General features: G+C 70.4%; 19 protein-coding genes. 9 read left to right on the top strand and 10 right to left on the bottom strand.

From position 1 onward, the window contains the following. Positions 1-70: 70 nt before the first annotated feature. Positions 71-1,522 (bottom strand): sensor histidine kinase, encoded by a 1,452-nt coding sequence (locus ACMW4R_RS03515; RefSeq protein WP_418299156.1) that lies wholly within the window; start codon positions 1,520-1,522, stop codon positions 71-73. Beyond that, entirely contained in the window at positions 1,519-2,253 is a 735-nt protein-coding gene (locus tag ACMW4R_RS03510; protein WP_058614695.1) for a response regulator transcription factor, read from the bottom strand. The genes ACMW4R_RS03515 and ACMW4R_RS03510 overlap by 4 nt, the downstream gene beginning before the upstream one ends. A 120-nt stretch (positions 2,254-2,373) precedes the next feature. Here ACMW4R_RS03510 and ACMW4R_RS03505 point away from each other — a divergent pair, with 120 nt between their 5' ends. From ACMW4R_RS03505 to ACMW4R_RS03490, 4 genes are all read left to right on the top strand, one after another. Next, positions 2,374-3,846 (top strand): ABC transporter permease, encoded by a 1,473-nt coding sequence (locus tag ACMW4R_RS03505; RefSeq protein ID WP_418299155.1) that lies wholly within the window; start codon positions 2,374-2,376, stop codon positions 3,844-3,846. Between the two features lie 26 nt (positions 3,847-3,872). Further along, on the top strand, positions 3,873-4,571 hold the full coding sequence (locus tag ACMW4R_RS03500; RefSeq protein ID WP_363336016.1) for an ABC transporter ATP-binding protein: 699 nt from the start codon (positions 3,873-3,875) through the stop codon (positions 4,569-4,571). Between the two features lie 180 nt (positions 4,572-4,751). Then, positions 4,752-5,294 (top strand): SRPBCC family protein, encoded by a 543-nt coding sequence (locus ACMW4R_RS03495; protein WP_058615137.1) that lies wholly within the window; start codon positions 4,752-4,754, stop codon positions 5,292-5,294. Positions 5,295-5,364: 70 nt separating this feature from the next. Next, positions 5,365-7,041 (top strand): FAD-binding dehydrogenase, encoded by a 1,677-nt coding sequence (locus ACMW4R_RS03490; RefSeq protein ID WP_418299154.1) that lies wholly within the window; start codon positions 5,365-5,367, stop codon positions 7,039-7,041. A 13-nt stretch (positions 7,042-7,054) separates the two neighbouring features. On the opposite strand, the gene mnhG is transcribed toward ACMW4R_RS03490, so the two are convergent. The 7 genes from mnhG to ACMW4R_RS03455 form a co-directional block, all read right to left on the bottom strand. Beyond that, positions 7,055-7,435: a monovalent cation/H(+) antiporter subunit G gene (mnhG, locus tag ACMW4R_RS03485; RefSeq protein ID WP_058595563.1), complete on the bottom strand. Its 381-nt coding sequence runs from the start codon at positions 7,433-7,435 to the stop codon at positions 7,055-7,057. Then, positions 7,432-7,710, bottom strand: a complete 279-nt coding sequence (locus ACMW4R_RS03480; protein WP_193751244.1) for a monovalent cation/H+ antiporter complex subunit F — start codon at positions 7,708-7,710, stop codon at positions 7,432-7,434. The genes mnhG and ACMW4R_RS03480 overlap by 4 nt, the downstream gene beginning before the upstream one ends. Beyond that, positions 7,707-8,321 carry a Na+/H+ antiporter subunit E gene (locus ACMW4R_RS03475; protein WP_058595564.1) on the bottom strand — a complete coding sequence of 205 codons (615 nt, stop codon included), beginning with the start codon at positions 8,319-8,321 and terminating at the stop codon, positions 7,707-7,709. The genes ACMW4R_RS03480 and ACMW4R_RS03475 overlap by 4 nt, the downstream gene beginning before the upstream one ends. Further along, on the bottom strand, positions 8,318-9,874 hold the full coding sequence (locus ACMW4R_RS03470) for a Na+/H+ antiporter subunit D (RefSeq protein WP_058595565.1): 1,557 nt from the start codon (positions 9,872-9,874) through the stop codon (positions 8,318-8,320). The genes ACMW4R_RS03475 and ACMW4R_RS03470 overlap by 4 nt, the downstream gene beginning before the upstream one ends. After that, positions 9,871-10,440 (bottom strand): Na(+)/H(+) antiporter subunit C, encoded by a 570-nt coding sequence (locus ACMW4R_RS03465; protein WP_058595566.1) that lies wholly within the window; start codon positions 10,438-10,440, stop codon positions 9,871-9,873. The genes ACMW4R_RS03470 and ACMW4R_RS03465 overlap by 4 nt, the downstream gene beginning before the upstream one ends. Beyond that, on the bottom strand, positions 10,437-13,364 hold the full coding sequence (locus ACMW4R_RS03460; protein WP_418299153.1) for a Na+/H+ antiporter subunit A: 2,928 nt from the start codon (positions 13,362-13,364) through the stop codon (positions 10,437-10,439). Before ACMW4R_RS03460 ends, ACMW4R_RS03465 begins: the two co-directional genes overlap by 4 nt. 95 nt (positions 13,365-13,459) lie before the next feature. Next, positions 13,460-14,509 carry a LacI family DNA-binding transcriptional regulator gene (locus ACMW4R_RS03455; RefSeq protein ID WP_418299152.1) on the bottom strand — a complete coding sequence of 350 codons (1,050 nt, stop codon included), beginning with the start codon at positions 14,507-14,509 and terminating at the stop codon, positions 13,460-13,462. Between the two features lie 78 nt (positions 14,510-14,587). Here ACMW4R_RS03455 and ACMW4R_RS03450 point away from each other — a divergent pair, with 78 nt between their 5' ends. Further along, positions 14,588-15,826 (top strand): MFS transporter, encoded by a 1,239-nt coding sequence (locus tag ACMW4R_RS03450; RefSeq protein ID WP_058628809.1) that lies wholly within the window; start codon positions 14,588-14,590, stop codon positions 15,824-15,826. Here ACMW4R_RS03450 and ACMW4R_RS03445 read toward each other — a convergent pair. Continuing rightward, on the bottom strand, positions 15,823-17,244 hold the full coding sequence (locus ACMW4R_RS03445) for a hypothetical protein (protein WP_418299151.1): 1,422 nt from the start codon (positions 17,242-17,244) through the stop codon (positions 15,823-15,825). The genes ACMW4R_RS03450 and ACMW4R_RS03445 overlap by 4 nt on opposite strands. A 148-nt stretch (positions 17,245-17,392) precedes the next feature. On the opposite strand from ACMW4R_RS03445, the gene nucS reads away from it, so the two are divergent. The 4 genes from nucS (at position 17,393) to ACMW4R_RS03425 (ending at position 24,466) form a co-directional block, all read left to right on the top strand. Then, positions 17,393-18,088, top strand: coding sequence for an endonuclease NucS (nucS, locus tag ACMW4R_RS03440; protein WP_058595572.1), 696 nt, complete (start codon positions 17,393-17,395; stop codon positions 18,086-18,088). Between the two features lie 133 nt (positions 18,089-18,221). Continuing rightward, positions 18,222-22,478 (top strand): carboxypeptidase regulatory-like domain-containing protein, encoded by a 4,257-nt coding sequence (locus ACMW4R_RS03435; protein WP_418299150.1) that lies wholly within the window; start codon positions 18,222-18,224, stop codon positions 22,476-22,478. Between the two features lie 76 nt (positions 22,479-22,554). Further along, the gene (locus ACMW4R_RS03430; RefSeq protein WP_058595574.1) at positions 22,555-23,274 is read left to right on the top strand and encodes an HAD hydrolase-like protein; all 720 of its coding nucleotides are present in this window, start codon (positions 22,555-22,557) and stop codon (positions 23,272-23,274) included. Further along, complete coding sequence (locus ACMW4R_RS03425; RefSeq protein ID WP_418299149.1) at positions 23,267-24,466, top strand: hypothetical protein; 1,200 nt, start codon at positions 23,267-23,269, stop codon at positions 24,464-24,466. The genes ACMW4R_RS03430 and ACMW4R_RS03425 overlap by 8 nt, the downstream gene beginning before the upstream one ends. The last annotated feature ends 14 nt before the right edge of the window (positions 24,467-24,480 follow it).

The following is a 24,480-nucleotide window of genomic DNA, read 5'->3' as shown; positions in this document are numbered from 1 at the left end:
TGGCTTCGACGCGCTCAGCCCCCTTCGACGCGCCCAGGCCCCCGAGCCCGTCGAAGGGACCGGAACCGCCTCACGCCGGCAGCCGCACCTCGAACACCGTCCGCCCCGGCCTGCTCTCGACCGAAATGGTGCCTCCGTGCGCCGCCGTGATCGCCTGGGCGATCGACAGCCCCAGCCCCGTACTGCCGGCATCCCGGTTCCGGGCGTCGTCGGCACGGGCGAAGCGGTCGAAGAGCCGTCCCGCCACCCCCGGGTCGATCCCCGGGCCCGTGTCGGTCACGCGCAGCACGGCCTCTCTCCCCTCGCGACCCAGTGACAGCGTCACCGTCGTCCCGGGCGGCGTGTGGGTGGAGGCGTTGCGCAGCAGGTTCGCGACCACCTGCCGGAGGCGGTTCTCGTCGCCGGTGACCGAGATGAGGTCGTCTGTCACGTCGAGACGCCACTCGTGCGTGGCATCCGCCGCGTGCGCGTCGCTCACCGCATCGACGGCGAGCAGCGTCAGCTCGACCTCGTCACGGCGCAGCGGTTGTCCGGCATCCAACCGGGCCAGCAAGAGCAGATCGTCGACGAGGGATGCCATGCGCTGAGCCTCCGACTCGATCCGATCGAACGAGCGCGCCTGGGTCGGCGTCATCGGTGCGTCCTCGCCGAGGGAAAGTTGCGCGTATCCGCGGATGCTCGCGAGCGGCGTGCGCAGCTCGTGGCTCGCGTCCGCGATGAACCGTCTCAGCTGCTCCTCGCTGTGGTGCCGCGCGGCGAGGGAGGACTGCACGTGCCCGAGAAGGTCGTTGAGCGACGACCCCACGCGGCCCACCTCGGTCGAGGGGTCGGTGTCGGCGGGGGCGACCCGGTCGGGGATGTCGACGCTCCCCTCGCTGAGCGACAGCGTCGAGACACGCTGGGCGACCTCGGCCACCCGATCGAGGGGGCGAAGACTCCGGCGGACGAAGAGCGAGAGCCCGACCACCGCGATCAGCAGCGTCGCCGCGCTCACCGCGAGCAGGATCACCGTGAGCGCACTCGTCGTCGCCGTGACGTCTGCCTGCGAGCTGCCGGCGAACACGGTCGTCCCGTCGAGGTCGGCGGCCGCGACCCGGAAGGATCCGAGATCGCCGCCGAGATCGATCGACGTGGGCGTCCGATCGGTGGGAACGTCCGCGCGCAGCAGCGCCACCTGATCGTCGCTGAGCTGAACCTGGGTGCCGTCGCTGCGGGTATAACTCGAGGTGCGCACCGTGCCGTCGGATGCGACCACCGCCTGCAGCGATCCGATCCGGGGTGCGGGCCGGTCGGCATCCTGGCCGCGATTCTGCCCCTCACGCTGGTCCGCGCCGGAGTGATCGAACGATCCGCGACCGACGGCGAACGACAACCCCTCCCCCACCTGCTGGTCGAGGCGGTCGAGCGCGAAGGAGCGCAGCGCCACGATCGTGGCCAGACTCATCACGACGAATGCGAGAGCCACGAGCACGCTCGTGCCGACGACGAGGGTGCGACGCAGCGTCCACCGGGACCGGGTCATGACGCCTTGATCGTGTAACCGACGCCGCGCACCGTGTGGATCAGCGGCTCGCCGAGGCTGTCGATCTTCTTCCGCAGGTACGAGATGTAGATCTCGACGACGCTGCCGTTGCCGCCGAAGTCGTAGCTCCAGACCTGGTCGAGGATCTGCGACTTGCTCAGCACCCGACGCGGATTCTGCATGAGGTAGCGGAGGAGCTCGAACTCCTTCGCGGTGAGTTTGATCGGGATGCCGCCGCGCTCGACCTCGTACGACTCCTCGTCGAGCGACAGGTCGCCCACGCGCAGTCGCGGGTCGGCGTCGGCGATGGCCGCGACGTGCCGGCGCGCCATCCCCCGGAGCCGGACGACGACCTCTTCGAGGTTGAAGGGCTTCGTGACGTAGTCGTCGGCCCCCGCCGAGATGCCCGCGATGCGGTCCTCCACGGCATCCTTCGCCGTGAGGAAGAGCACGGGGGCATCATTGCCGGCAGCGCGGATGCGGGTCAGCAGCTCCATGCCGTCGAGCCCCGGCATCATGATGTCGAGCACGAGGAGGTCGGGGCCGAACTCGCGGATGACGTTCAGGGCCTCCTGCCCGTTGGCGGCCGTGCGTGCGTCCCACCCCTCGTTCTGCAGCGCCATGCGCAGCAGGTCGCTGAGGTTCGCCTCGTCGTCGACGACGAGCACGCGGATCGGCGACCCGTCGGGACGGGTGAGGGGGGCGGGGCGGAAGGTCACGAGAGCCAGCATGCCCGCTCTCCACCCCCGCTGTCACCGGACATACACGCTTCATAGGAACGCTGAGGGAGCGGTGAGGGTGCCGTTCCTACCTTCGGGGCACGGCCGCATTCCGCGTCCGAAAGGAGAAGCATGTACGGCACCTACCTGCGGCGCGAACTCGCCGGCCGCGTCAAGCAAACCGTGATCGTCGCGATCGGGCTCGCGATCGCCATCGCGCTCGTGATCGTCGTGAACGCCCTCTCGGCGGGGGTACGCGACGCGCAGTCGCAAGCGCTGTCGTCGGTCTACGGCGTGGGCACCGACCTGACCGTGACCGGCGCGCAGACCGAACCCGGACAGGGCGGCGGTACCCGCTTCGACTTCGGCGCGGGCGAGGGAGCGACGCAGGACGGCACCACCACGCTGAGCCAGTCGCGCCTGATGACCGACATGCGACGCGGCACGCTCGACGCGTCGACCGTCGCAACGGTCACGGGCCTCGACGGCGTCGCGGCCGCGACCGGGGCGCTGTCGCTGACGAACACGACCTTCTCCGGACAGGTTCCCGACCGCAGCTCCCAGTCGGGCGGTACCGGCGGCAGCGGCACCGGCGACGGCGCGCAGATGGGAGAGCCGCCGGCGGGTGGCGGCGGTCCCGGCGGCGACGGTGGCAGCGCCTTCGGCGTCGACTCGTTCACCGTCCTCGGCGTCGACCCCTCGGCATCCGTCGGTCCCCTCTCGTCCGTCACCGTCAGCGACGGCCGCGCTCTCACCGCGTCCGACGCCGGCACGGACGTCGCCGTCATCGACGCGACCTACGCGACGAGCGCCTCCCTCTCGGTCGGGGGCACGATCGACGTGGGCGGCACGGCGATGCAGATCGTCGGGATCGTCGCCTCGACGTCGTCCGACGCCGACACCGCCGCGAACGTCTACCTCCCCCTCGATACCGCTCAGACCCTCGCCGGAGTGGGCAGCGTGGTCTCCACGGTCTACGTGCAGGCCGATTCGGCGGATGCCATCGACTCCGTGCAGAGCGAGATCACGGCCGCACTGCCCGACGCCACCGTCAGCTCGCAGTCCGAGCTCGCCTCGACCGTGTCGGGTTCGCTCTCGAGCGCTTCGGCGCTGATCTCGAACCTCGGGACCTGGCTCTCGATCGTCGTCCTCGTGGTCGCCCTCTCGCTCGCGGTGCTCTTCACCATCTCGGGCGTTGCGCGTCGCACCCGCGAGTTCGGCACCCTCAAGGCAATCGGATGGTCCAACGGTCGGATCGTGCGGCAGGTCGCGGGAGAGTCTCTGACGCAGGGGCTCATAGGCGGTGTCGCGGGACTGGTCCTGGGGCTCGGCGGCATCCTGCTCGTCAACGTCATCTCGCCCACCATCTCGGTCGCGAGCCAGACCTCGGGCCGCGGCGAGCGCGGCGCGGGCATGGGCGGCCCCGGCGGGTTCGGCCAGTCCGCTGCCCAGGCCACCGACATCGTGCTGCACGCGCCGATGACCCCCGCGATCATCGTGGCCGCGGTCGGGATCGCCGTCCTCGGCGGCGTCCTCGCCGGCGCCTTCGGCGGATGGCGAGCCGCTCGCCTCGGCCCCGCCGCCGCCCTCCGCTCGGTCGCGTGACCGGCATCCCGTTCGAAGGAGACATCATGACCCTCACCGCCACCGCCACCGCCTACCGTCTGCAGGGAGTGACCCGCACCTACCGTCAGCGCGAACGCACCGTGCAGGCCCTCGCGGGCGTCGACCTCGAGATCGACGCGGGCGACTTCGTCACCATCCAGGGACCGACCGGCGGCGGCAAGTCGACGCTGCTGCAGATGCTCGGGGCGCTCGACCGCCCCTCGAGCGGTTCGGTGATGCTCGGCGACGTCGACATCGCGCAGGCGTCGAACGCGCAGCTCAGCCGCCTCCGCGCCGAGGAGATCGGCTTCGTGTTCCAGGGCTTCAACCTCATCCCCACCCTCACCGCCGCCGAGAACGTCGACATGGGTCTGGAGCCTCTGAAGCTGGACCGCCCCGAACGATTGCGCCGCATCGCGGATGCGCTCACTCGCGTGGGCCTCGCCGACCGGCACGACCACCGTCCCGGGGAGTTGTCGGGCGGACAGCAGCAGCGCGTCGCGATCGCCCGGGCGATCGCCAAGCAGCCCCGGGTCCTGCTGGCGGACGAGCCGACCGGCAACCTCGACGAGCGCATGCGCGACGAGATCCTCGACGTGCTCGAGACGCTGAACATCGAGGGGCTGACCCTCGTGGTCGTCACGCACGACTCCGCCGTCGCCCGACGCGCACGCCGGCGCCTGCGCCTCGCGGGCGGGCGGATCAGCGACATCACGCGAGGCTGAGCCCGCGTCCCCGCGACGAGCGGAGGGCCGGGGACGAGTGGAGGGCCGAAACCCGGCATCCCTCCTCCGCTCGTCCCCGGCCCTCCCTCCGTCACGCCGCTCCGCACCCCGCGCGTCAAGGCCCGAGACCACAGCCCCACCCTCCCCCTACAGTCGAAACACGCCGACCGGAGGGATGCCATGGCCGCCCGCAACACCCGCCTCATGCGCTGCACGCCCGACGACCTCTTCGCGGTGCTCTCCGACGGCTGGCTCTACCCCGTGTGGGTCGTCGGAGCGGCGCGGATGCGCGACGTCGACGAGGAGTGGCCGAAGGAGGGCTCGCGCATCCACCACTCGCTCGGCGTGTGGCCCGTCATGATCCACGACCAGACCGAGCTCGTCGAGTGGGATCCGCCCCGACGACTGCGCCTCCGCCCGGAGGCCGGCATCCTGGGTCGCGGAGTCATCCGCATCGACGTCCGACCGCACGGCGACGGCATCGCGGTCACGATCGCCGAGGAGCCCGTGACCGGTGCGGCGTCGATCCTGCCCTCACTGCTGTGGAAGCCCCTCCTCATCGCGCGTAATCACGAGTGCCTCAATCGCCTGGCCTTCCTCGCCGAGGGCCGCCGTGAGGAGCGCGAGGCGCGCGAGCTCGACCACCGCACCGAGACGCCGGACCCCGAGGAGGGCACTCCTTCTCCCCAGGCTCAGGAAGACGTGCGAGAAGCCGACATCTGACGCCGCCGCGCCTCGCCTGGGGGAGAATCTCACCGAGCGTGTCGATGCCGACCCGCGGAACGGGGATCGAATGGATGCCGACGTCATCGTCATCGGCGGAGGGCTCGCCGGTCTCGTGGCCACCAGCGAACTCGTCCGGGCGGGCAAGCGCGTGATCGTCGTGGATCAGGAGAACGCGGCGAACCTCGGCGGGCAGGCGTTCTGGTCGTTCGGGGGCATCTTCCTGGTCGACTCCCCCATGCAGCGTCGGCTGGGCGTGAAGGACTCGTTCGACCTCGCGTGGCAGGACTGGCAGGGCTCGGCCGCGTGGGACCGCCTCGACGGCGAGCACCCCGAAGACGAGTGGGCGCAGCGCTGGGGCCGCGCGTACGTGGAGTTCGCCGCCGACGAGAAGCGCACCTGGCTGCAAGAGCACGGCGTGCGTTTCACGCCCGTCGTCGGCTGGGCCGAGCGCGGGTCGCTGTCGGCCCGCGGCCACGGCAACTCCGTCCCGCGATTCCACGTGCCGTGGGGCACCGGCACGGGCATCTCGGAGCCCTTCGCCGACGAGGCGCGGGCGGCCGCCGAGACGGGGCGGGTCGTCTTCCGTTTCCGCCATCGCGTCGACGGCCTGACGTTCACGGCGGGTCGGGTGACCGGCATCCACGGGTCGATCCTCGCACCGGACGACTCCCCGCGGGGTGTGTCGTCGTCGCGCGAGGTGGTGTCGACGTTCGAGCTGTCGGCACAGGCGGTCGTGATCGCCACGGGCGGCATCGGCGGCGATCACGAACGGGTCCGCCGGTGGTGGCCGGAGCGCCTGGGAACGCCGCCGAAGAAGATGGTCACCGGCGTTCCGGCCCACGTCGACGGACGCATGCTCGACATCGCCGCCGACCAGGGCGTGCGGCTCGTGAACCGCGACCGCATGTGGCACTACACCGAGGGCGTGCAGAACTGGGACCCGATCTGGCCCGGTCACGCGATCCGCATCCTGCCGGGACCGTCGTCGCTGTGGCTCGACGCGCGCGGTCGTCGGCTGCCGGCACCGGGCCTCCCGGGGTACGACACGCTCGGCACCCTGCGACTCCTGCGGACCACCCCCGACCTCGCCGACTACGACTACTCGTGGTTCGTCCTCGACCAGTCGATCATCAAGAAGGAGTTCGCCCTCTCCGGCTCGGAGCAGAACCCCGACATCACGAACCGCGACCGCGCGCTCCTTTTGCGCAGCCGACTCGGGCGCACGGCCCCGGGCCCGGTGGAGGCCTTCAAGACCAAGGGGGCCGACTTCGTCGTCGCCGGCACCCTCGACGAGCTGGTGCGCGGCATGAACGACCTCACCGGCGATCACCTCCTCGATCCGGATGCCGTCCGCGACCAGGTCGTGGCGCGCGACCGCGAGCTCGTGAACCCGTACTCGAAAGACGCACAGGCGATGGGCATCCGCAACAGCCGACGCTTCCTCGGCGACCGGATCTTCCGCACCGCGAAGCCCCACGCTATGCTCGACCCCGCGCACGGCCCGCTGATCGCGGTGCGCCTGTGGGTGGTCACGCGCAAATCGCTCGGCGGCATCCAGACCGATCTGCAGGGCCGCGCCTTGAACGCCGAGGGTGTGCACATCGCCGGGCTCTACGCCGCGGGCGAGGCGGCCGGGTTCGGTGGAGGGGGCGCGCACGGCTACAACGCGCTGGAGGGAACCTTCCTCGGCGGCTGCCTCTTCACGGGACGCACGGTCGGCCGTGCGATCGCTGCGACCCTCTGACCAGCAGGGCCGCTCAGCTCTCCGGCCGCGACTCCGTGTGCGTCCCGCCCGGCTGCTCCGTGCTGTGGTTCAGCTCGTCGATGTAGAGGTTCTCTTCGTCGGTCGTCCGGTTGCGGTACGCGGCTCGACCGACCATGTGCGCGGCGAGAGGCGCCGTGGCGAACTGGATGAGCACGATCGGGATGCCGAAGGCCAGGGCCTCCCACGATCGCAGGGCGAGCTCGACGGCGACGACGATGAGCAGCACGCCCAGGACCTGCGGCTTGGTCGCCGCGTGCAGACGGGTCGGGACGTCTTTCCAGCGCAGCAGGCCGATCGTCGCGGTGAGGCACAGGATCGCACCGATCAGCACGAGGATCAGGGCGATCGTGTCGAGAACGCTTTCGAGGGTCATCGCGGATTCTCCTTCCGCGCGACGAAGCGGGCGACCGCGATCGAGCCGAACACGCCGACCGCGGCGATGATGAGCATGGCCGGCAGCGATCGTGTGTGGTGGTTGATCACCATGTCGGCACCCAGGATGCAGACCACCTCGGTCAGCAGCACGTCGGCGGCGACCGCGCGGTCGAGGATCGAGGGGCCGATCACGAGGCGGATGAGAGCCAGCACGGCCGCGGCCGCGAAAACGACCAGGATGACGATGACGAGGGCGGTGGTCACGGGGGTCACAGCGGGGTCCTCCCCTCTCGGGGTGATTCCGTCGCCCGACGCGCATCCGCCTCGGACTCGGCGATCTTCGCGCGCAGTTCCTGCAGCTCTTCGCGAGAGCCGACGGCACGCGTGATGCGGGCCTCCCACCCGAGCACGACGCGGCGCTGGTGCTCGGCATCCTCGTCACTGCGTACGCCGATGGTGTGCAGGTACAGCGTCCGGTTCTCGCGGTCGACATCGACGATGAGAGAGCCCGGGATGAGGGATGCCGTGACGGCGGTGTGGGCCATGATCACGTCGTCATCGACCCGCAGGGGCACGGCGATGATCGCGGCACCCGGCTGCCGCCGGACGTCGAGCACCTGCCACGCGACGATGAGCGAACCCCGGATCACGGCGCCGAGGAAGGTGACGACGAAGATCAGGCCGTACCAGAGGTTGATGCGGCCCGACAGTTCGACCGGCGGGAGGCGGAAGACGCGCGTGACGACGATCGCGGCGACGAGGCCGGTGAGGAAGGCGAGCCAGGTGAACTGCCCCCACAGCATCATCCACAGGGCGACGAGCCAGACCAGGAAGGGCAGCTGGTGCAGGAACAACGACACCTGGGAACGACGCGATGGGCTCATCGCTGGCCCCCCTGCTCCTGGAGCTGCACGAGGCTCACGCCGTCGGTGATCGTCACACCCGCGCGCAGACACATGTCGAGCAGCGGACCGGCGAACACGGTGAGGGCAACCGTGACGGCGACCATTCCGACCGTCGCGAGGGTCATGATCTTGGGGATCGTGCGGCGCTCGGTCGAGATCGCCGCGGCGGGCGCGTTGCCGAGGTACGCGATGCGCTCCATCGTCTCGGTCGAGTCGTCGTCCTCACGCCAGAACGACAGGTTCCACGCGCGCATGAGGGCATAGAGGGTCAGGATCGACGTCGCGATCCCGCCGACGATCAGCACCATCATGACCGGCGTGCCCACCTGCGCGGCGGCGTCGAAGAGGGCGTACTTGCCGATGAAGCCCGAGAACGGCGGCAGACCGCCGAGGTTGATCGCCGGGATGAAGTACAGCACCGCGAGCACCGGGGCCGCCCGCATGAGTCCCTTCACCTTGAGGATCGACGTGCTGCCCGCGCGGCGCTCGATCAGGCCGACGGCGAGGAACAGAGTCGTCTGCACGATGATGTGGTGGACGATGTAGTAGATCGTCGCGCCCACCGCGAGAGGCGTGTTGATCGCCAGTCCGAAGATCATGTAGCCGATGTGGCTGACGAGCGTGAACGACAGGATGCGCTTGAGCTCGGCCTGCGCGACCGCGCCCAGGATGCCGACGATCATCGTCGACAGCGCCACCATCATCAGCAGGAAGTTCAGATCGTTGTCGACGAACAGCTGCGTCTCGGTGCGGATGATCGCGTAGACGCCGACCTTGGTGAGCAGGCCGGCGAACACGGCCGTGACGGGCGCGGGAGCCGTCGGATACGAGTCGGGCAGCCAGAACGACAGCGGGAACACCGCCGCCTTGATCGCGAAGGCGAGGAGCAGCATCAGGTGCAGGATCGTCTGCGTATCCTGCGGCAGGAGTGCCATGCGCTCGCTGATCTGCACCATGTTCACGGTGCCGAGCGCTCCGTAGACCATGCCGATCGCGGCGAGGAAGAGGATCGACGACACCAGCGAGACGACGATGTAGACGACGCCCGTGCGGATGCGCGACTCGGTGCCGCCGAGCGTGATGAGCACGTACGAGGCGACGAGCAGGATCTCGAAACCGACGTAGAGGTTGAACAGGTCGCCCGCGATGAAGGCGTTGAAGATGCCCGCGCCGAGGATCAGATACGCGGGATAGAAGATCGAGACCGGAGTGTCCTCGTCGTTGTCGGCAGCGCCCTGGCCGATCGAGAAAAGCAGGACCGCGAGGAGCACGATGCTCGTGACGACCACGAGGAGGGCCGCGAGCACGTCGACGTAGAGCACGATGCCGAACGGGATGTCCCACCCCGCGATCGCCACGGCGAGGGGACCGTTGGTGTCGACCTCGACCAGCAGGATCGCCCCGAGCACGAGCACGGCGGAGAGCGCGGCGACCGACACCACGATCTGCGTCTTCTTGCGACGGCCGAAGACGAGGTTGATCGCGGCACCGATGAGCGGGATGCCGACGAGCAGGGGAACGAGGGCGCTCACGGGCGATCACCGTCCGGGGTATCGCGGGTGTCGTCGTCGGTGCGGCGCACGGCCACCCGATCGACCGGGGCGTCGTCGACGAGCTGCGAGAGATCGCCCTGGTGAAGGACGCGGATCGGCGAGGCCACATCACCGACGAAGTCCGTCGTGACGTCCTCGTCGTCGGAGCGGGACTCCTCGTCCATCGCGTCTTCGGGCTCGTCGGCGGCGCGGGTGCGCAGCGCGACGTCGTCGGCGTCGTCGATGACCGTGTCGGCCTGCCCCAGTTGCCACGAGCGGTAGATGAGCGCGAGGAGGAACGCCGAGATCGCGAACGTGATCACGATGGCGGTGAGCATCAGAGCCTGAGGGAGGGCGTCGGACATCTCCGCGGCATCCGTCTCTCCGCCGTCGTAGAACGGAGCCTTGCCGGGAACGCCCATCACGATCAGCAGCAGCAGATTGGCGGCGTTGCCGAGCAGGAGGAACCCGATGAGAACGCGGGTGAGGCTGCGCTCGAGCATCGCGTACACGCCGCATGCGAAGAGCACCGCCATGACGATCACGAGGACCAGCGAGATGTTCACGGGGTGACCACCTCCGCGTCCTCGGGGTGCTGCGACTGACGGTCCACTTCGGCGCCGAGACTGCGCAGCACGTCGAGCACGAGACCGATCACGACGAGGTAGACCCCCACGTCGAAAATCGTGCTCGTGACGAACTCCCAGTGCCCGATGAGCGGCAGATCACCCTCGAACGTGAAGCTCTGCAACGGCGCGTACCCGAAGAACAGGGGCACGACGGCGCACAGCACCGCGATCGCCATACCCGCTCCGAGGAGTCGCCCGGCGTCGGTCGGTGCCGCGGCGCCCAGTTCCCAGCGCCCGCCCGCGATGTACCGCATGACCAGGCCCATTCCCGCCACGAGTCCACCCGCGAAGCCGCCGCCGGGCAGGTTGTGTCCGGCGAACAGCAGATAGAGCGACACGATCATGATCGAGTGGAAGAGCACCCGGACGATGATCTCGAGCAGGATCGACCTGTTCTCGGGCTGCACCTTCGCGCCCGAGATGAGCCATGCCCGCGGGGCGCCCGTCTCGCCGACGCGCTGCGCGCGGACGCCCTCATCCGTCTCGACGAGAGGACGACGGCGCCCGAGGCCGACGCGCGCGCGGGCGGTGCCCGAGCGGCGCGCGAGGTTGTCGCTGCGGTCGGTGATGAAGACGAGGGATGCCACACCCGTGGCCGCCAGAACGAGAACCGACAGCTCGCCCATGGTGTCCCAGCCGCGCAGGTCGACGAGGGCGACATTGACGACGTTTCGGCCGTGACCGATCTCGTACGCCAGCGGAGGCCATTCGAGCGAGATGGGGAGGTCTTGCCGCGCACCGGTCGCGACGATTGCGACGAGAGCCATGGTGAGACCCACCCCGGCCCCGAGGATCGCGCGGGCGATCGGGGCGACCGAGGCATTCTGCTCGCCCATCCGCGCCGGCAGCCGGCGAAGGACGAGAGCGAACACCACCAGCGTCACGGTCTCGACGAGCACCTGGGTGAGGGCGAGGTCGGGTGCCCCGCTCGTCGCGAAGAGGACGACCATGCCGAGCCCCGTCACCGACACCAGCGCCACGCCCGTGTACCGCTTCCGCGCCCGCACGGCGAGGATGCCCGCGGCGATCATGAGCGGAGCCGAGATGAGCTGCGCGGGCGACTGCCACGCGTCAAGCTGTGCACGCCATTCGTCCGAGGCGAACAGTGCCGTGCCCTCGGCGACGACGAGGACGACGAAGATCGTGCCGACGTAGAAGGGCAGCGAGCCGCGCTGGAACCGCGCGGTGACCCACTCGGACGAGCGGTCGATCGCCCGCAGGACGACGTTGTAGGCATCGTTGGCGGTGAAGGGCAGCACGCGGCGACGCTTGTGGAGCTGGGTCTTCCGCACGACCCAGAACACACCCGCACCGAGGGCGAGAGTCCCGAGCGAGATGAACAGGGCGGGCTCGAGTCCGTGCCACAGCGCCAGGTGGTACGGATAGTCCGGCGCGGCGACGCCCGGCGTCGCCTCGGGAAGCCCGTCGGCATACGGCGCGAGCCAGTGGTCGACGATCGGTGCGAGGAATCCCAGCGTCAGCGACGCCGCGGCCAGCAGGACGGGTGCGGCGAGGAAACCCATCGGGGGGTCGGGCCAGTCCGTCTTCTCGACATCGCGCTTGGTCCAGTACGCGCCCCAGAGGAACCGGATGCCATAGGCCGCGGTCAGGGCCGATCCCACGACGATGCCGGCCAGGGCGACGATGCCCCACCCCGCTCCGGCCTCGGCCTCGTGCAGCAGCGCGGTGATCGCGGTCTCCTTCGCGACGAAACCGAGGGTCGGGGCGACACCGGCCATCGACGCGATCGCGATGAACGAGGCGGTCGCCATGACCGGCGCCTGCCGTCCGAGGCCCGACAGTTCGCCGATGTCACGGGTGGAGAGCTGGCGGTCGATGACACCGACGACGAGGAAGAGGCACGACTTGAACAGCGCGTGGCTGAGCAGGAGCGCGACGCCGGCGAGAGCCGCATCCCTCGTTCCGTACCCGAGCATGACGGTCAGGAACCCGAGCTGGCTCACCGTGCCGAACGCGAGGATGCGCTTGAGATCCCGTTCGCGCAGCGCCTGGAAGCCGCCCAGCAGCATGGTGAACACACCGAGCGTGATCAGCGTGGGACGCCAGAACGGTGTCTCGGCGAAGGCCGGCGACAGGCGCGCGATCAGGTAGATGCCGGCCTTCACCATTGCGGCGGCGTGGAGGTACGCACTCACGGGCGTGGGTGCCGCCATCGCGCCGGGGAGCCAGAAGTGGAAGGGGAAGATCGCGGACTTGCTGAGCGCCCCGACCAATAGGAGCAGCACGGCGATGTCGACGACGGTGCCGGTCGGTGGGTCGGCGAGAATCGTCGACAGGCTCGAGGTGCCCGACTGCACGACGATCAGGACGACGCCGATCAGCATGACCAGGCCGCCGAGCGTCGTCACGAGCAAGGCTTGCAGTGCGGCACGGCGACTGGCCGCGCGGCCGTGGTAGTAGCCGATGAGCAGGTAGGACAGGACGCTCGTGACCTCCCACAGCATGATCAGCACGACGATGTCGTCGGTGAGCACGAGGCCGTACATCGCGCCGGCGAAGGCGAGGAGAACCGCCGAGAACTGCCCGACGCCGGCGGTCTTGCCGCGGAAGTACCACCGGCAGTAGAGCATCACCAGCGCTCCGACACCCGTCACGACGAGGGTGAGCAGCCAGCTCAGGACGTCCATCCGCATCGAGAGCGAGACGTCGAGGGCGGGAATCCACCGGTATTCCTCGAAAGGAATGTCCGCGGAGAAGACCGCGGGAGCGGCGAGGATCGCCTGCACGAAAGCGACGGCGGGAAGTAGGGCCGCGACATAGAAGGCCCGTGCTCCGATGCGGCCGACGAGCCACGGGAGAATCAGCGGGAGAAGAGCGAACGCGCTGAGGAGTACCAACAAGGTGGGCCTCCTCGGGGTCGACGGGCGCTGGGCCTCGGCTCTCGGGGTGTCGCTTCTATTCTATGGGAAGCATGAGAGTCCCCGCACCGACGGGATCATGTGGTACGCGGTGGGGCGGTCGTCGTGCCCGCCCGGAAAGTGCACGCGAGATCGAGTCCCGACGGGGGTTCGTCCTGCAGCATCGCCGCGACGGCCTCACCCGCGGCGCGTCCTTTCGCGGTGGCGGGCTGGACGAGAGTGGTCAGCACGTGCGGCGCGAGACCGTCGACCACGACGCCGTCGAATCCGGTGACGCTGACGTCGTGCGGCACACGGAGGCCCGCCTCTTCGGCCGCGCGGATGACCCCCGCGGCGAGCAGGTCGCTCTGCGCGATCACCGCGGTGGGGCGCCGGTCGGGGTCGGCGAAGATCGTCCGACCCGCGATCATGCCCTCGTCGATCGAGCTCCCCGCCGCGGCGAGCGCCCGAGCCCGGGGGAAGATCTCCCGCGCCCCGGCGAGCCGATCCGCCGTCACGTCGACGCGGACCTCCGCGTCGTCGGCGATCCATCGACGCCGACGCGTGGCATCCGTCGGGAGGGTCGCGATGACGACGTCGCGGTGTCCCAGGTCGGCGAGGTGGCGAGCGGCCTCGCGTTGGGCCTCGACGTTGTCGAGGAGCACGCGGGGGATACCCTCGCCCGCGTCTCCCTCGATGACGACGACCGGGATGCCGCGAGCTCGGACGATCTCGAGAGAGTCGCGCATGCGAGGGCTGCACCCGATCAGCACGGCGGCGTCGATCGGAGCCGTGTGCAGCGAGGGCTCGCTCACCGTCTCACCGTCGTCACGAAGGAGCAGGAGGGCCGCGCCGAGCCGGGACACGCCGTCGGCGAGCCCGTCCATCATGTGCGTGGTGACGGGGTCGAGGAAGGCCGTACCGAGGTGCTCATCGAAGACGACCCCGACGATGCCCGACCGTCCGCGACGGAGCGACGCGGCACGGGGGTCCGGGCCGGTGTAGCCGAGCTCCGCGGCCGCTGCGAGAACGCGAGCCCGCGTCGCCTCCGACGTCGGGGTCTTGCCACTGAAGACGACCGAGGCGGTCGACGCCGAGACGCCCGCCGCGCGGGCGACGTCGCTGATGGTCGCCCGTCGCGTGCTCACGGGCCGATCGTACCCGCGACACGCCCTCCGGCCGAATCGATTCGATTCACGTCGAATCGATTCGGTACAGTGAAGCGCATGGACACCGCCCTCACCCGTTCTCAGCTCGTGCGCTGGCACATCGCGATCTGCGCGATCTTCCTCGCGAGCGGACTGAGCATCGCGACCTGGGCATCGCGCGTTCCCGCGATCCGCGAGTCCCTCGGGATCGAGAACTCCGGCGTGGGCCTGCTGCTGCTCGGCATGGGTGTGGCATCCATCATCGGACTCTCGATCGCTCCCGCCGTCCTCGCACGTCTCGGCGCGCGCGGAGGCATGCTGACCGCTCTCGTGCTGGTCGGTGTCGGCCTCGCGATCATCGGCTTCGGCGCCGACACGCTGCAGGTGTTCGGGGTCGCGCTCGTGGGCCTCGCCCTGTTCGGACTGGGCAACGGCGCGCTCGACGTGATGATGAACGTCGAGGGTGCGGCTCTCGAGAAGGCAACCGGCCGCACGATCATGCCGCTCCTGCACGCCTTCTTCAGCTTCGGCACCGTCATCGGCGCCGGCCTCGGCTTCGTCGCCGTGAGCGTGGGGATCCCCGTCCTCGCGCACTGCATCGCCCTGGCTGTCGTGATCCTCGTGGTGGCCTTCGTCTCGATCGCGAACGTCCCCCGACGCGAGGTCGCGATGGACGCGCCCGCCGACGAGGAGCGCGCCCACTGGCGCGAGCGCCTCGCCACGTCGCTGCAGGCGTGGAAGGAGCCGCGGACCTACACGCTCGGCGTCATCATGCTCGGCATGGCCTTCGCCGAGGGCAGCGCGAACGACTGGCTTCCGTCAGCCGTCGTGTTCGGCCACGGCGCACCCGAAGAGGCCGGACCCGCCGTCCTCGCCGTCTTCTCGGTCGCCATGACGATCGGCCGCATCGCCGGCGGGCCCGTCGTCGACCGTCTCGGCCGTGTGATCGTGCTGCGCGTCCTCGCCGCGACCGCCGCCGCGGGACTCCTGCTGTTCATCGTCGCGCCCTTCGGCCCGCTCGTCTTCATCGGCGCCGCCCTCTGGGGTCTCGGCGCGTCGCTCGGCTTCCCGATCGGCATGTCGGCCGCCGCCGACGACCCCGCCAAGGCGGCCTCCCGCGTCGCCGCCGCGGCCACGATCGGGTACATCGCCTTCCTCTGCGGTCCCCCGATCCTCGGCTGGATCGGCGACCACATCGGGCTGCTCCCGACGCTGTTCATCGTGGTCGGGCTGATCGTGGCATCCGGTCTCTTCTCGGGGGCGGCCAAGCCGCTCGCCGTCGAGAGCGCCGAGACCGAGAAGGTCCGGCGCGGCTAACGCGCGACCGCGGTCGTGGCTTTCGACGTCACGCTCTTCGAGGTGTAACCGGCCTTCGTGCCGGTCACCGTGACGGTGAGCTTCGCGCCGCGCTGCGCGCTGGTCGGCGTGAACGATGACGACGTCGCCCCGCGGATCTTGGCCCCGTTCGCGAACCACTGGTAGGTGAGCGTCGTCCCGCTCGTCCACGTCCCGGGAACCGCCGTCAGCGTCGTCCCGACGCGCGCGGTCCCGCGGATCGTCGGGGTGGGAGAGGTCAGGATGCCGGCCGCCACCGCCGCCGTCGGCTTCGAGGTCTTCGACACCGACGTGTAGCCCGCGAGCGTCCCGGTGACCGTCACGGTGATGGACTTGCCCCTCTGTGCGGCGCCCGGGGTGAACGACGTGGCGGTGGCCCCCCGCACCGCCACGCCGTCGGCGGACCACTGATACTTCAGCGTCGCGCCTCTCGCCCATACCCCCGTGGTGACCGTCAACGCGCGTCCGACGCGGGCGGTGCCCGAGACGGTCGGCGTCGACGAGGCGAGCTTCGGGGCCGCGGCCACGGCCCAGTCGATGGTCAGACGGGTGAAGGACCACACGCCGATCGAGACGGCGACAGCGCGAGCGGGATCGCTCGTTCCCTTGGCGGTCCCGTCGTAGTAGACGACCCGACCGTCGGTGTACTGCGCGCGCACGGTCACCTTCGTGCCCGTCGGAAGGATGGTCTCGTTGTAGACCCCGCCGAGTCCGCCGCCGATGAGGTCGAGTTCTGTTTCGGCCTTGGTGGAGACGTCGGTCGCCACGACGCGCAGCTGCCGCATGACGACGGACTCGTCGAACATGAGCAGCTCCGTCGCGAGGCCACCGCGCGCGACGCTGTAGTCGATCGTGATGTCCGAGACGCTCTTGGTCGTCGCGTCGACCACGGTCTCGTACGGCGAGGACGCGAACCACCCGTCCGCCAGCTCCATCCGACTGAAGACGGTGTACGTGGCGCGCGGCACGTCCGAGATGCGGAAGGTTCCGGCCTTCGCGTCGTACTTCACCTTGGCGCTCGGCACCGGAACCCCGCCGACCGGGGCGGCCGAGACGGTGACCGCCGCCCGCTGGGCCGTCGTCGTGCGCTTGTCGAAGATCACCCGGCCCGAGATCGTGACGGTCTTCGCGGCCGCCAGCTCGCCCACCGAAACGGGCGAGGAGGACGCTGCAGGAGAGGGTGTGGGGGCGGCAGACGACGACGGGGCGTTCAGCGGCGCGACGAGCCCGATCGCCGTGGGAGCCGGACTCGCCGTCGGAGCCGGACTCGCCGACGCGGTGGGGGGCGCCGGCACAGCGGCCGTCGCGGGTGCGGCGGCGAGGAATCCCGCCACCACGACGGCGGAGACGCCGAAACCGATCGCCGCGCTCGCGCGCGTGAGTCCCGAGAAGAGCGACATGGGCATCCTTCTGATCCGGAGCCGCTGAAATCCGGCCCTTCTTCTCGTCACGCTAGACATCTCGCGAGCGCGGAATCGCGCCGAACGGCATTTCCGAACGACTCCGAACAGCCCGACGACGTGCGTGCGGGGCGATTAGGCTCGTCGGGTGCGTCTCGTCATCGCCCGTTGCTCCGTCGATTACACCGGCCGTCTCAACGCGCATCTCCCCCTCGCCACCCGCCTGCTCGTGCACAAGGGTGACGGGTCGCTGCTCGTGCACTCCGACGGCGGCTCCTACAAGCCGCTCAACTGGATGAGCCCGCCCTGCAGCCTCGTCGTCGAGCAGCCCGACGACGTCGACGTCGAAGACGGCGTCGTCGAGCGCTGGCGCGTGACCCACGCGAAGAGCGGCGACGCTCTGCTCGTGCGGATCCACGAGGTCATCCACGACACCGCTCACGACCTCGGGGTCGACCCCGGTCTCATCAAGGACGGCGTGGAGGCCGACCTGCAGCGCCTGCTCGCCGAGCAGGTCTCGGTCGTCGGCGAGGGGCTCACCCTGGTGCGACGCGAGTACCCCACGGCTATCGGCCCGGTCGACCTCCTGCTGCGCGACGACAACGGCGGCACGGTCGCGATCGAGGTCAAGCGCCGCGGCGACATCGACGGCGTCGAGCAGCTCACCCGTTACCTCGAGCTCCTGAACCGCGACCCCCTCCTCGCTCCGGTGACCGGCGTCTACGCCGCTCAGGAGATCAAGCCCCAGGCCCGCGTGCTCGCGACAGACCGTGGCATCCGGTGCCTCACCCTCGACTACGACGAGATGAAGGGCATCGATTCTGGGGCTCCGCGCCTGTTCTGAGCCGCTCTCGGATCATGAGCTTGCAGCGAACTCCCAGGTTGCGATAGGACTGACCCAGCGGGAGGCGCTTCCGCGCTGAACCGCGGGACCCGAAACCCGCGCTGCCGGCCGCGAGGCCGCCCGGGGGGGAACTATGCGCGCACCTGCGCGGTCATTGCTGCGTGCCTGGATCACGGCCGTGGTCGGGCTCACTCTCGTGGGCTCGTCGCTCATCGCCCCCGCGGCGTACGCCGAGACGCCCGATGCACCGGGAGAGATGGCAGCGGTCGCCACCCCGTCGCCGACGCGGTCTGCTTCTCCCACTCCGGCGACGCCGACGCCGATGCCGAGTGCCAGCGCCGCTCCGACGCCGACCCGCTCGGCGAGTCCGGCGCCGACCCGCTCAGCGACGCCGACACCGACGCCGGCACCGACGCCGACCGCGACGTCCAAGCCGACCACGACCCCCAAGCCCACCACCTCGCCCACGCCCGGCCGGACGGCGACGCCCACGCCTCGCCCGTCGGCATCCCCCACGAAAACCCCCGCGATTCCGGCTCCCGTCGCCGATACGGCCAGCATCTCGGGCCGGGTCACCCTGCCCGCCGGAACGACCCTCTCGCAGACGTCGATCCGCGTCCAGGTCTTCTCCGAGACGGGGTACACCATGGTCGGGTCGAGCTTCGTCCTGTCGGACGGCAGCTACAGCGTGACGGGTCTGGCCGCCGGCGGTTACAAGCTCAACTTCTCCCCTTCGGGCACGCTCGTGCCCGAGTGGTGGAACGACAAGCCGGACTACTACTCCGCCACCGTCGTCACCGTGGCCGCGGGCGAGAAGCGGACCGGCGTCAACGCCTCCCTCGCGAACGGCGCGACGATCTCGGGCCGCATCACCCTCCCGGACGGCGTCACCGCACCCTTCGGCTCCCTGATGGTCACGGTCGCCCCGACCACATCGGAGTATTCGTCCGTCGGCGCCGTCCGGCTCGAGGCCGACGGCAGCTACACCGTGACCAACGTCCCGGCCGGCACGTACAAGGTGAAGTTCTCCGCGTACAACGTCCCTGCGCTGAGCGAGTGGTGGAACGACGCCCCGGACTTCGCCTCGGCGACTCCGCTGACGGTCAAGGGCGGTGAGGTGCGGACGGGGATCGACGCGAGCCTCGCTCCCTCGGCCACCATCTCGGGAACGGTGACCCTTCCGAAGGAAGTGACAGCCGGCCAGGGACACGTGTGGGTGTCCGCCTCGACACAGAGCGAGCCGTGGCGCAACATCGCCAGCGCGGCTGCCGACCAGAACGGCGCCTACACGCTGTCGGGTCTTCCCGCCGGGTCGTACATCGTGAAATTCACGTCGTACGACGCGCCGGTGGTCGCCGAGTGGTGGGACGACGCGAGGGATGCCGCTTCCGCGAAGCCCGTCAAAGTCTCGGCGGGTGAGAAGCGAACGGGCGTGAACGCCGTGCTCGCCCTGTCGTACACGATCTCGGGCACCGTGACGCTCCCCGCGGGGTCCACGGGTTCGGGCATGGACGTCTCGGTGTCGGCGTACACGCTCGATCAGCCGTGGACGCCGAAGGCTACGACGATGGCCTCCCCGAACGGCACGTACGTGGTGAACGGACTGGAGCCCGGAACCTACAGGGTGCGCTTCTCGGCGGGCAGACTCAACGTCCTCGACCAGTGGTGGAAGGACAAGCCCGACTTCGACTCGGCCACGGCGATCGTGCTGGGCTCTCGGAACGTCACCGGCATCGACGCCACCCTGCGCAAGTCGGCTTCGATCTCGGGCACCGTCACCCTGCCCGCGGGAGTACGGGCAGATCAGATCTCGGTCTCCGCCGTCCCCGCCTCGAACGAGTGGGGAACCTCGTTCCAGGGACGCCTTGAATCCGACGGACGGTACGTCGTGACCGGCCTCGCCGCCGGGTCGTACAAGATCAAGTTCAGTTCGTGGGACGCGCCCGTGCTCGACGAGTGGTGGAACGACAAGCCCGATTTCGCGAGCGCTCAGTCCGTGACGCTCGCCGGCGGTCAGGATCAGTCGGGCATCGACGCCACACTCGCGCGCTCGAGCTCGATCTCCGGGACGATCACGCGAACCGGTGGTGCGGCCGTCGCCGGAGTGTCCGTCGAGGTGTATCGCCTCAGCAACGACGGTTCGTGGCAGTGGACGCGTCAGGCGACGACGACCTCGACCGGCACGTATTCGTTCCCGAAGCTGTCGCCCGGGACATACAAGCTCCACGCGAAGCCCGCGGCGGGAGACCTGCTACCGGAGTACTACAACGACAAGCCCTCGTTGGCCACGGCGAACTCCCTCACCCTCGACTCCGGCTCCCGGCGCGACGTGACCGCGAACATGACGCTCGCCGTCGGCACCACCGTTTCGGGCACCGTGCGTTACGCCGACGGATCCCCGGTGGCCGGGACATCCGTGACCCTCTACTCGCGGACCGCCGCGCGCATCGGTTCGGCGACGACCGACGCGACGGGGGCCTACACCGTGGTGGGCGTATCGGGCGACGTCACGGCCGGCGTGAGCGCGGGCGGCGGGACCGTCTACGCGGGTTCGACCGACATCCTCGCCGGCGCGACCTTCGTCACGGTCGAGAAGACCGCGAGGATCGACGTCAAAGTCCCCGGCGTCACCGTCTCGGGCGTCGTCACGGTGGGGGCGACGGGCACACCGGTCTCCGGGGGAACGGTTCGGCTCACCTCCTCCCTGGGAGGGCCGGCGACGCCCGCGACGGTGGGCACCGACGGCCGTTACCGCCTACGCGGAGTGATCGCAGGCTCCTACACCGCTCAGTTCACGCCCGCCGCGGGAAGCGGGCTGGCGGAGACGTGGTCGGGCGGGGGCACCGACCCCCGCACCGCCACCGCGTTCACCGTGGCCTCGACAGCGCTGACGAAGAACCTGGCCGCGCTCTCGGGCGGAACCGTCACCGCCGTCCTCCCGGCGGGGACCGGATCCTCCTCGTACCGTGCCCTCCAGCTCTATCGGTGGGCCGACGGAACCGCGCAGTACGCCGCGTACGCGGGCGGACCGGCAGGTTCGTCCGTGAGGCTCGATGCCCTCGCGCCGGGTACGTACACGGCATCCGTCGACGGGGTCTACCTCGGCGGCGCCGTCACGGCCGACGCGGCGACGCGGTTCACCGTGACCGGCGGCAAGGTCGTCGACCTCGGAGTCTTCGATGCCACACCGCGTGGCACCGCGGGAACGCTCACCGTCACCGCGACGGGAGCGTCGTACTCCGCCCGCATCGTCGTCGTGAGTTCCAGCGGGCGCATGTACGACCCCTCTCGCAGCAGCACGGGCTCCAACTCGGTGACCGGCACCTTCGCCGTCCCGGTCGGCACCTACCGCGTCTTCGCGTCCTCCACCTCCCCCGGTGTCGTCGACACCTGGTACGGCGGCGCGTCGAACACGACGGCGAAGAAGATCACCGTGCGCGCGGGTGAGACGTCGACCGTCTCGTTCGCTCTCGCCGCGGGCGACGCCTCGGTCACCGGAAAGGTCCTGGATGCCACCGACCGGACCGCGATCAGCTCGGCGACCGTGCAGCTCACCCCCCTCGATCGCGTCTCCGCCCTGCAGGGACGCGCGAGCACGGTGATGACCCGGACGGACTCCCTCGGCGCCTTCTCATTCCCGTCCACCTTGCGCGCCGGCACGTCGTATCGCATCGACGTGCGGACGCTCAGCGGCACGGCCCTCTCGACGCGGACCTTCACCGCGAAAGCGGGCACCCAGGCGTTCACGTTCACGACGCCGCGGCTGGGAGTCATCAAGGGGAAGGTGGCCGACGCCACGAGCGGGATCGCTGTCGCGCTATGGCGAGAGGGCGAGACCTGGCCGATGACCGAACGGTGGACGGACGAAACCGGCTCGTACCGCTTCGACGATCTCCCCGCGGGCTCGTACCGCGTGCAGTTCACCCGCGCCGACACGGACTCCGCATCGTCGTACGCCCCGGGGTGGGCCCCGAGCGGTCGCACGCGTGAAGACGCCGCCGTCATCAAGGTGGCCGTCGGTGCCACGGTGACAGCTCCGACCACCAAGCTCACGCGTGCGGGCATCATCAGTGGTCGTGTGGCCGCCGCGCCCGCGAAGGGCACGACGACGTGGGCGTTCGCCGACGTCACGGTGAAGGACGATGCCGGGCGCACCGTCACGACCGGCCGGTCGGACGCCGGATCCCCCGGTGCCTACGCGATCGAGGCCGCTCCCGGCACGTACACCGTCTGCGCGCGACCGGTCGAATCGCCGACTCCGTTCGCCGAGGTCTGCCGGTCGGGGGTCAAGGTCACGGTGGGCACCTCCACGGCGGGTGTCGATCTCACGATGCGACCGGCATCCTCACGCGCCTCCGCGGTCGCCACGGGGTCGATCGCCCCGTGGTGACCGTCGCGAGGTGACCGTTGCGAGGTGACCGCCGCGCCCTGACGCTCGCGTCCGACCGCGCCGGTAGCGTGGACATATGCCTGTGCGTTCCCCTTTCTCGTGTGTCCTGTGGGACGTCGACGGCACTCTCGTCGACGCGTCCGAGGGGATCCTCCGCCGACTGACCATCACGCTCGAGCACTTCGGGCGCACGCCCCCGACCCGCGACGAGCTGTCGCGGTGGATCGGGCCGCCGATGTTCGAGTCCTTCCAGGTGAACGTCGGCATGACGCCGGAGCAGTCGACCGAGGCCGTCGCCTTCTACCGCGGCTTGAACAAGAGCGAGGGGTACACCGTCAGCGCGCGGCTCTATCCCGGCGTCGCCGAGCTCGTGCACGATCTCCACGCCGCGGGCGTCCCCCAGTCGACCGCGAGCTCGAAGCCCGAGGTCCAGGTCGTCGCGCTGATGGACCACTTCGGCCTCGCCCCCGACCTCGAGGCGATCGTCGGCGCCTCGCTCGACGAGCGCAGTCTCAGCGCGAAGTCCGACATCGTGCGCGAAGCACTCCGCCGTCTCGAGGCGAACGGCGTCGACACCTCGCGCCCGGTCCTGATCGGCGACCGGCATCACGACGTCGAGGGTGGAGCGGATGCCGGCGTGCCGGTGATCTTCGTCCGCTGGGGCTTCAGCTGGCCCTACGAGGCCGACGGCGCCCAGGCCGCGGTCGACGACATCGATCAGCTGCGCGCGCTGCTCCTCGTCTCAGACGACGAGCTCGCTGCCGAGGGCGACGGCGGGACCGTCACCCGTGTCTGACGTCACCTGGGCGGTTCCGACGGCCCTGGCGATCGTCGGAGCCCTCCTCGTGACCGCCGTCGTCGTGATGGTCGTCCGCGCGCGACGCCGCTCCCCGCGTGCGCGGGCCGCCGCCGACGCGGCGCGCCTCGCCGCAGCCGACGCGCTCCTTCGTCTGGACGATGCCGCCACCGATCTCGACATCGCGTTCGAGGCGTCCGAGGCACTGGTGGACGGCGACTCGACGAGCGCCCTCCGTCGGTCGCGCGCCGCCGCGCTGCGGGCGCGCGACCGGGGCTTCACGGATGTCGCCGCCCTCGAGAGCTCCTCGGCCATCCCCGCTCAACGCCGGATCGAGGCCGAGGCCGTGCGCGCTCAGCTCGAGGCGCAGCTCGCAAAGGTCGCCCGCACGCGGGCCGAGCTCGTCGAATGGGCACGAACGCACGGAACCCCGTCCGACCGTGTGAGGGCCGCGCGAGCACGACGTGACGACGTCGTCCGCGCCGCCGGTGATCCCGCGCCCCTGATCGCGGGCCTGCGCGAGCGATTCGCCGAGGACGACTGGCGCGACGCCGCCGAGGCCGCCGACGCGGCCACCGCCGCCCTGGCTCAGGCCGACGAGACGCTCGCCGCCGCCGACGCAGCCACGGACCCCGCCGAGATCGATCGTCTGGTCCACGAGGCGACGGATGCCACGCGCCGGGCAGCTCGGCACCTGAAAGCCGTCGAAGACGCCCACCGCATCGCCCTCCAGGCCGCCGACAACGCCGGCGCCGAGGTCGCCGCCGCGCGCGACGAGCTCGCGGCGGCCATCGACATCGCCGAGAGCCGCCCCGACGAGTGCGCGTCCGACGCCGCCGCGCGACTGCGCGAAGCGACGAACGACCTCGACGCCGCGGCGATCGATGCCGGGAGGCGGCCGCGCGCCGCGATCGAGACCGTCGCCCGCGTCCGCGAGCTCCGCGACGACCTGCTGGGCGAGGCCCCCGCTCCACGGCGGCGACTCGAGGCCGCCCGCGCCGCACTCCCGGGAACCCTCGCGTGCGCGCGAGCGGCTCTCGCGGCCGCGGAGGCACGAGACGATCGCACGATCGACGCGCGCCTGCGACGCGACCGCGCGCGACGCGAGCTCGCGGCCGCCCGCGCCGCGACCGACGCCGGTGTCGCCCTCGCCAACGCCCGAACGGCATGGCAGGCGGCCGCCGCGCGCTGACAGGGCGCACCCCC

Source organism: Microbacterium sp. S1037 (assembly GCF_048381605.1).
Taxonomy (GTDB): Bacteria; Actinomycetota; Actinomycetes; order Actinomycetales; family Microbacteriaceae; genus Microbacterium; species Microbacterium testaceum_B.
Note: the sequence above shows the minus strand (reverse complement) of the source record. Positions and strands in the feature narration are given on the sequence as shown.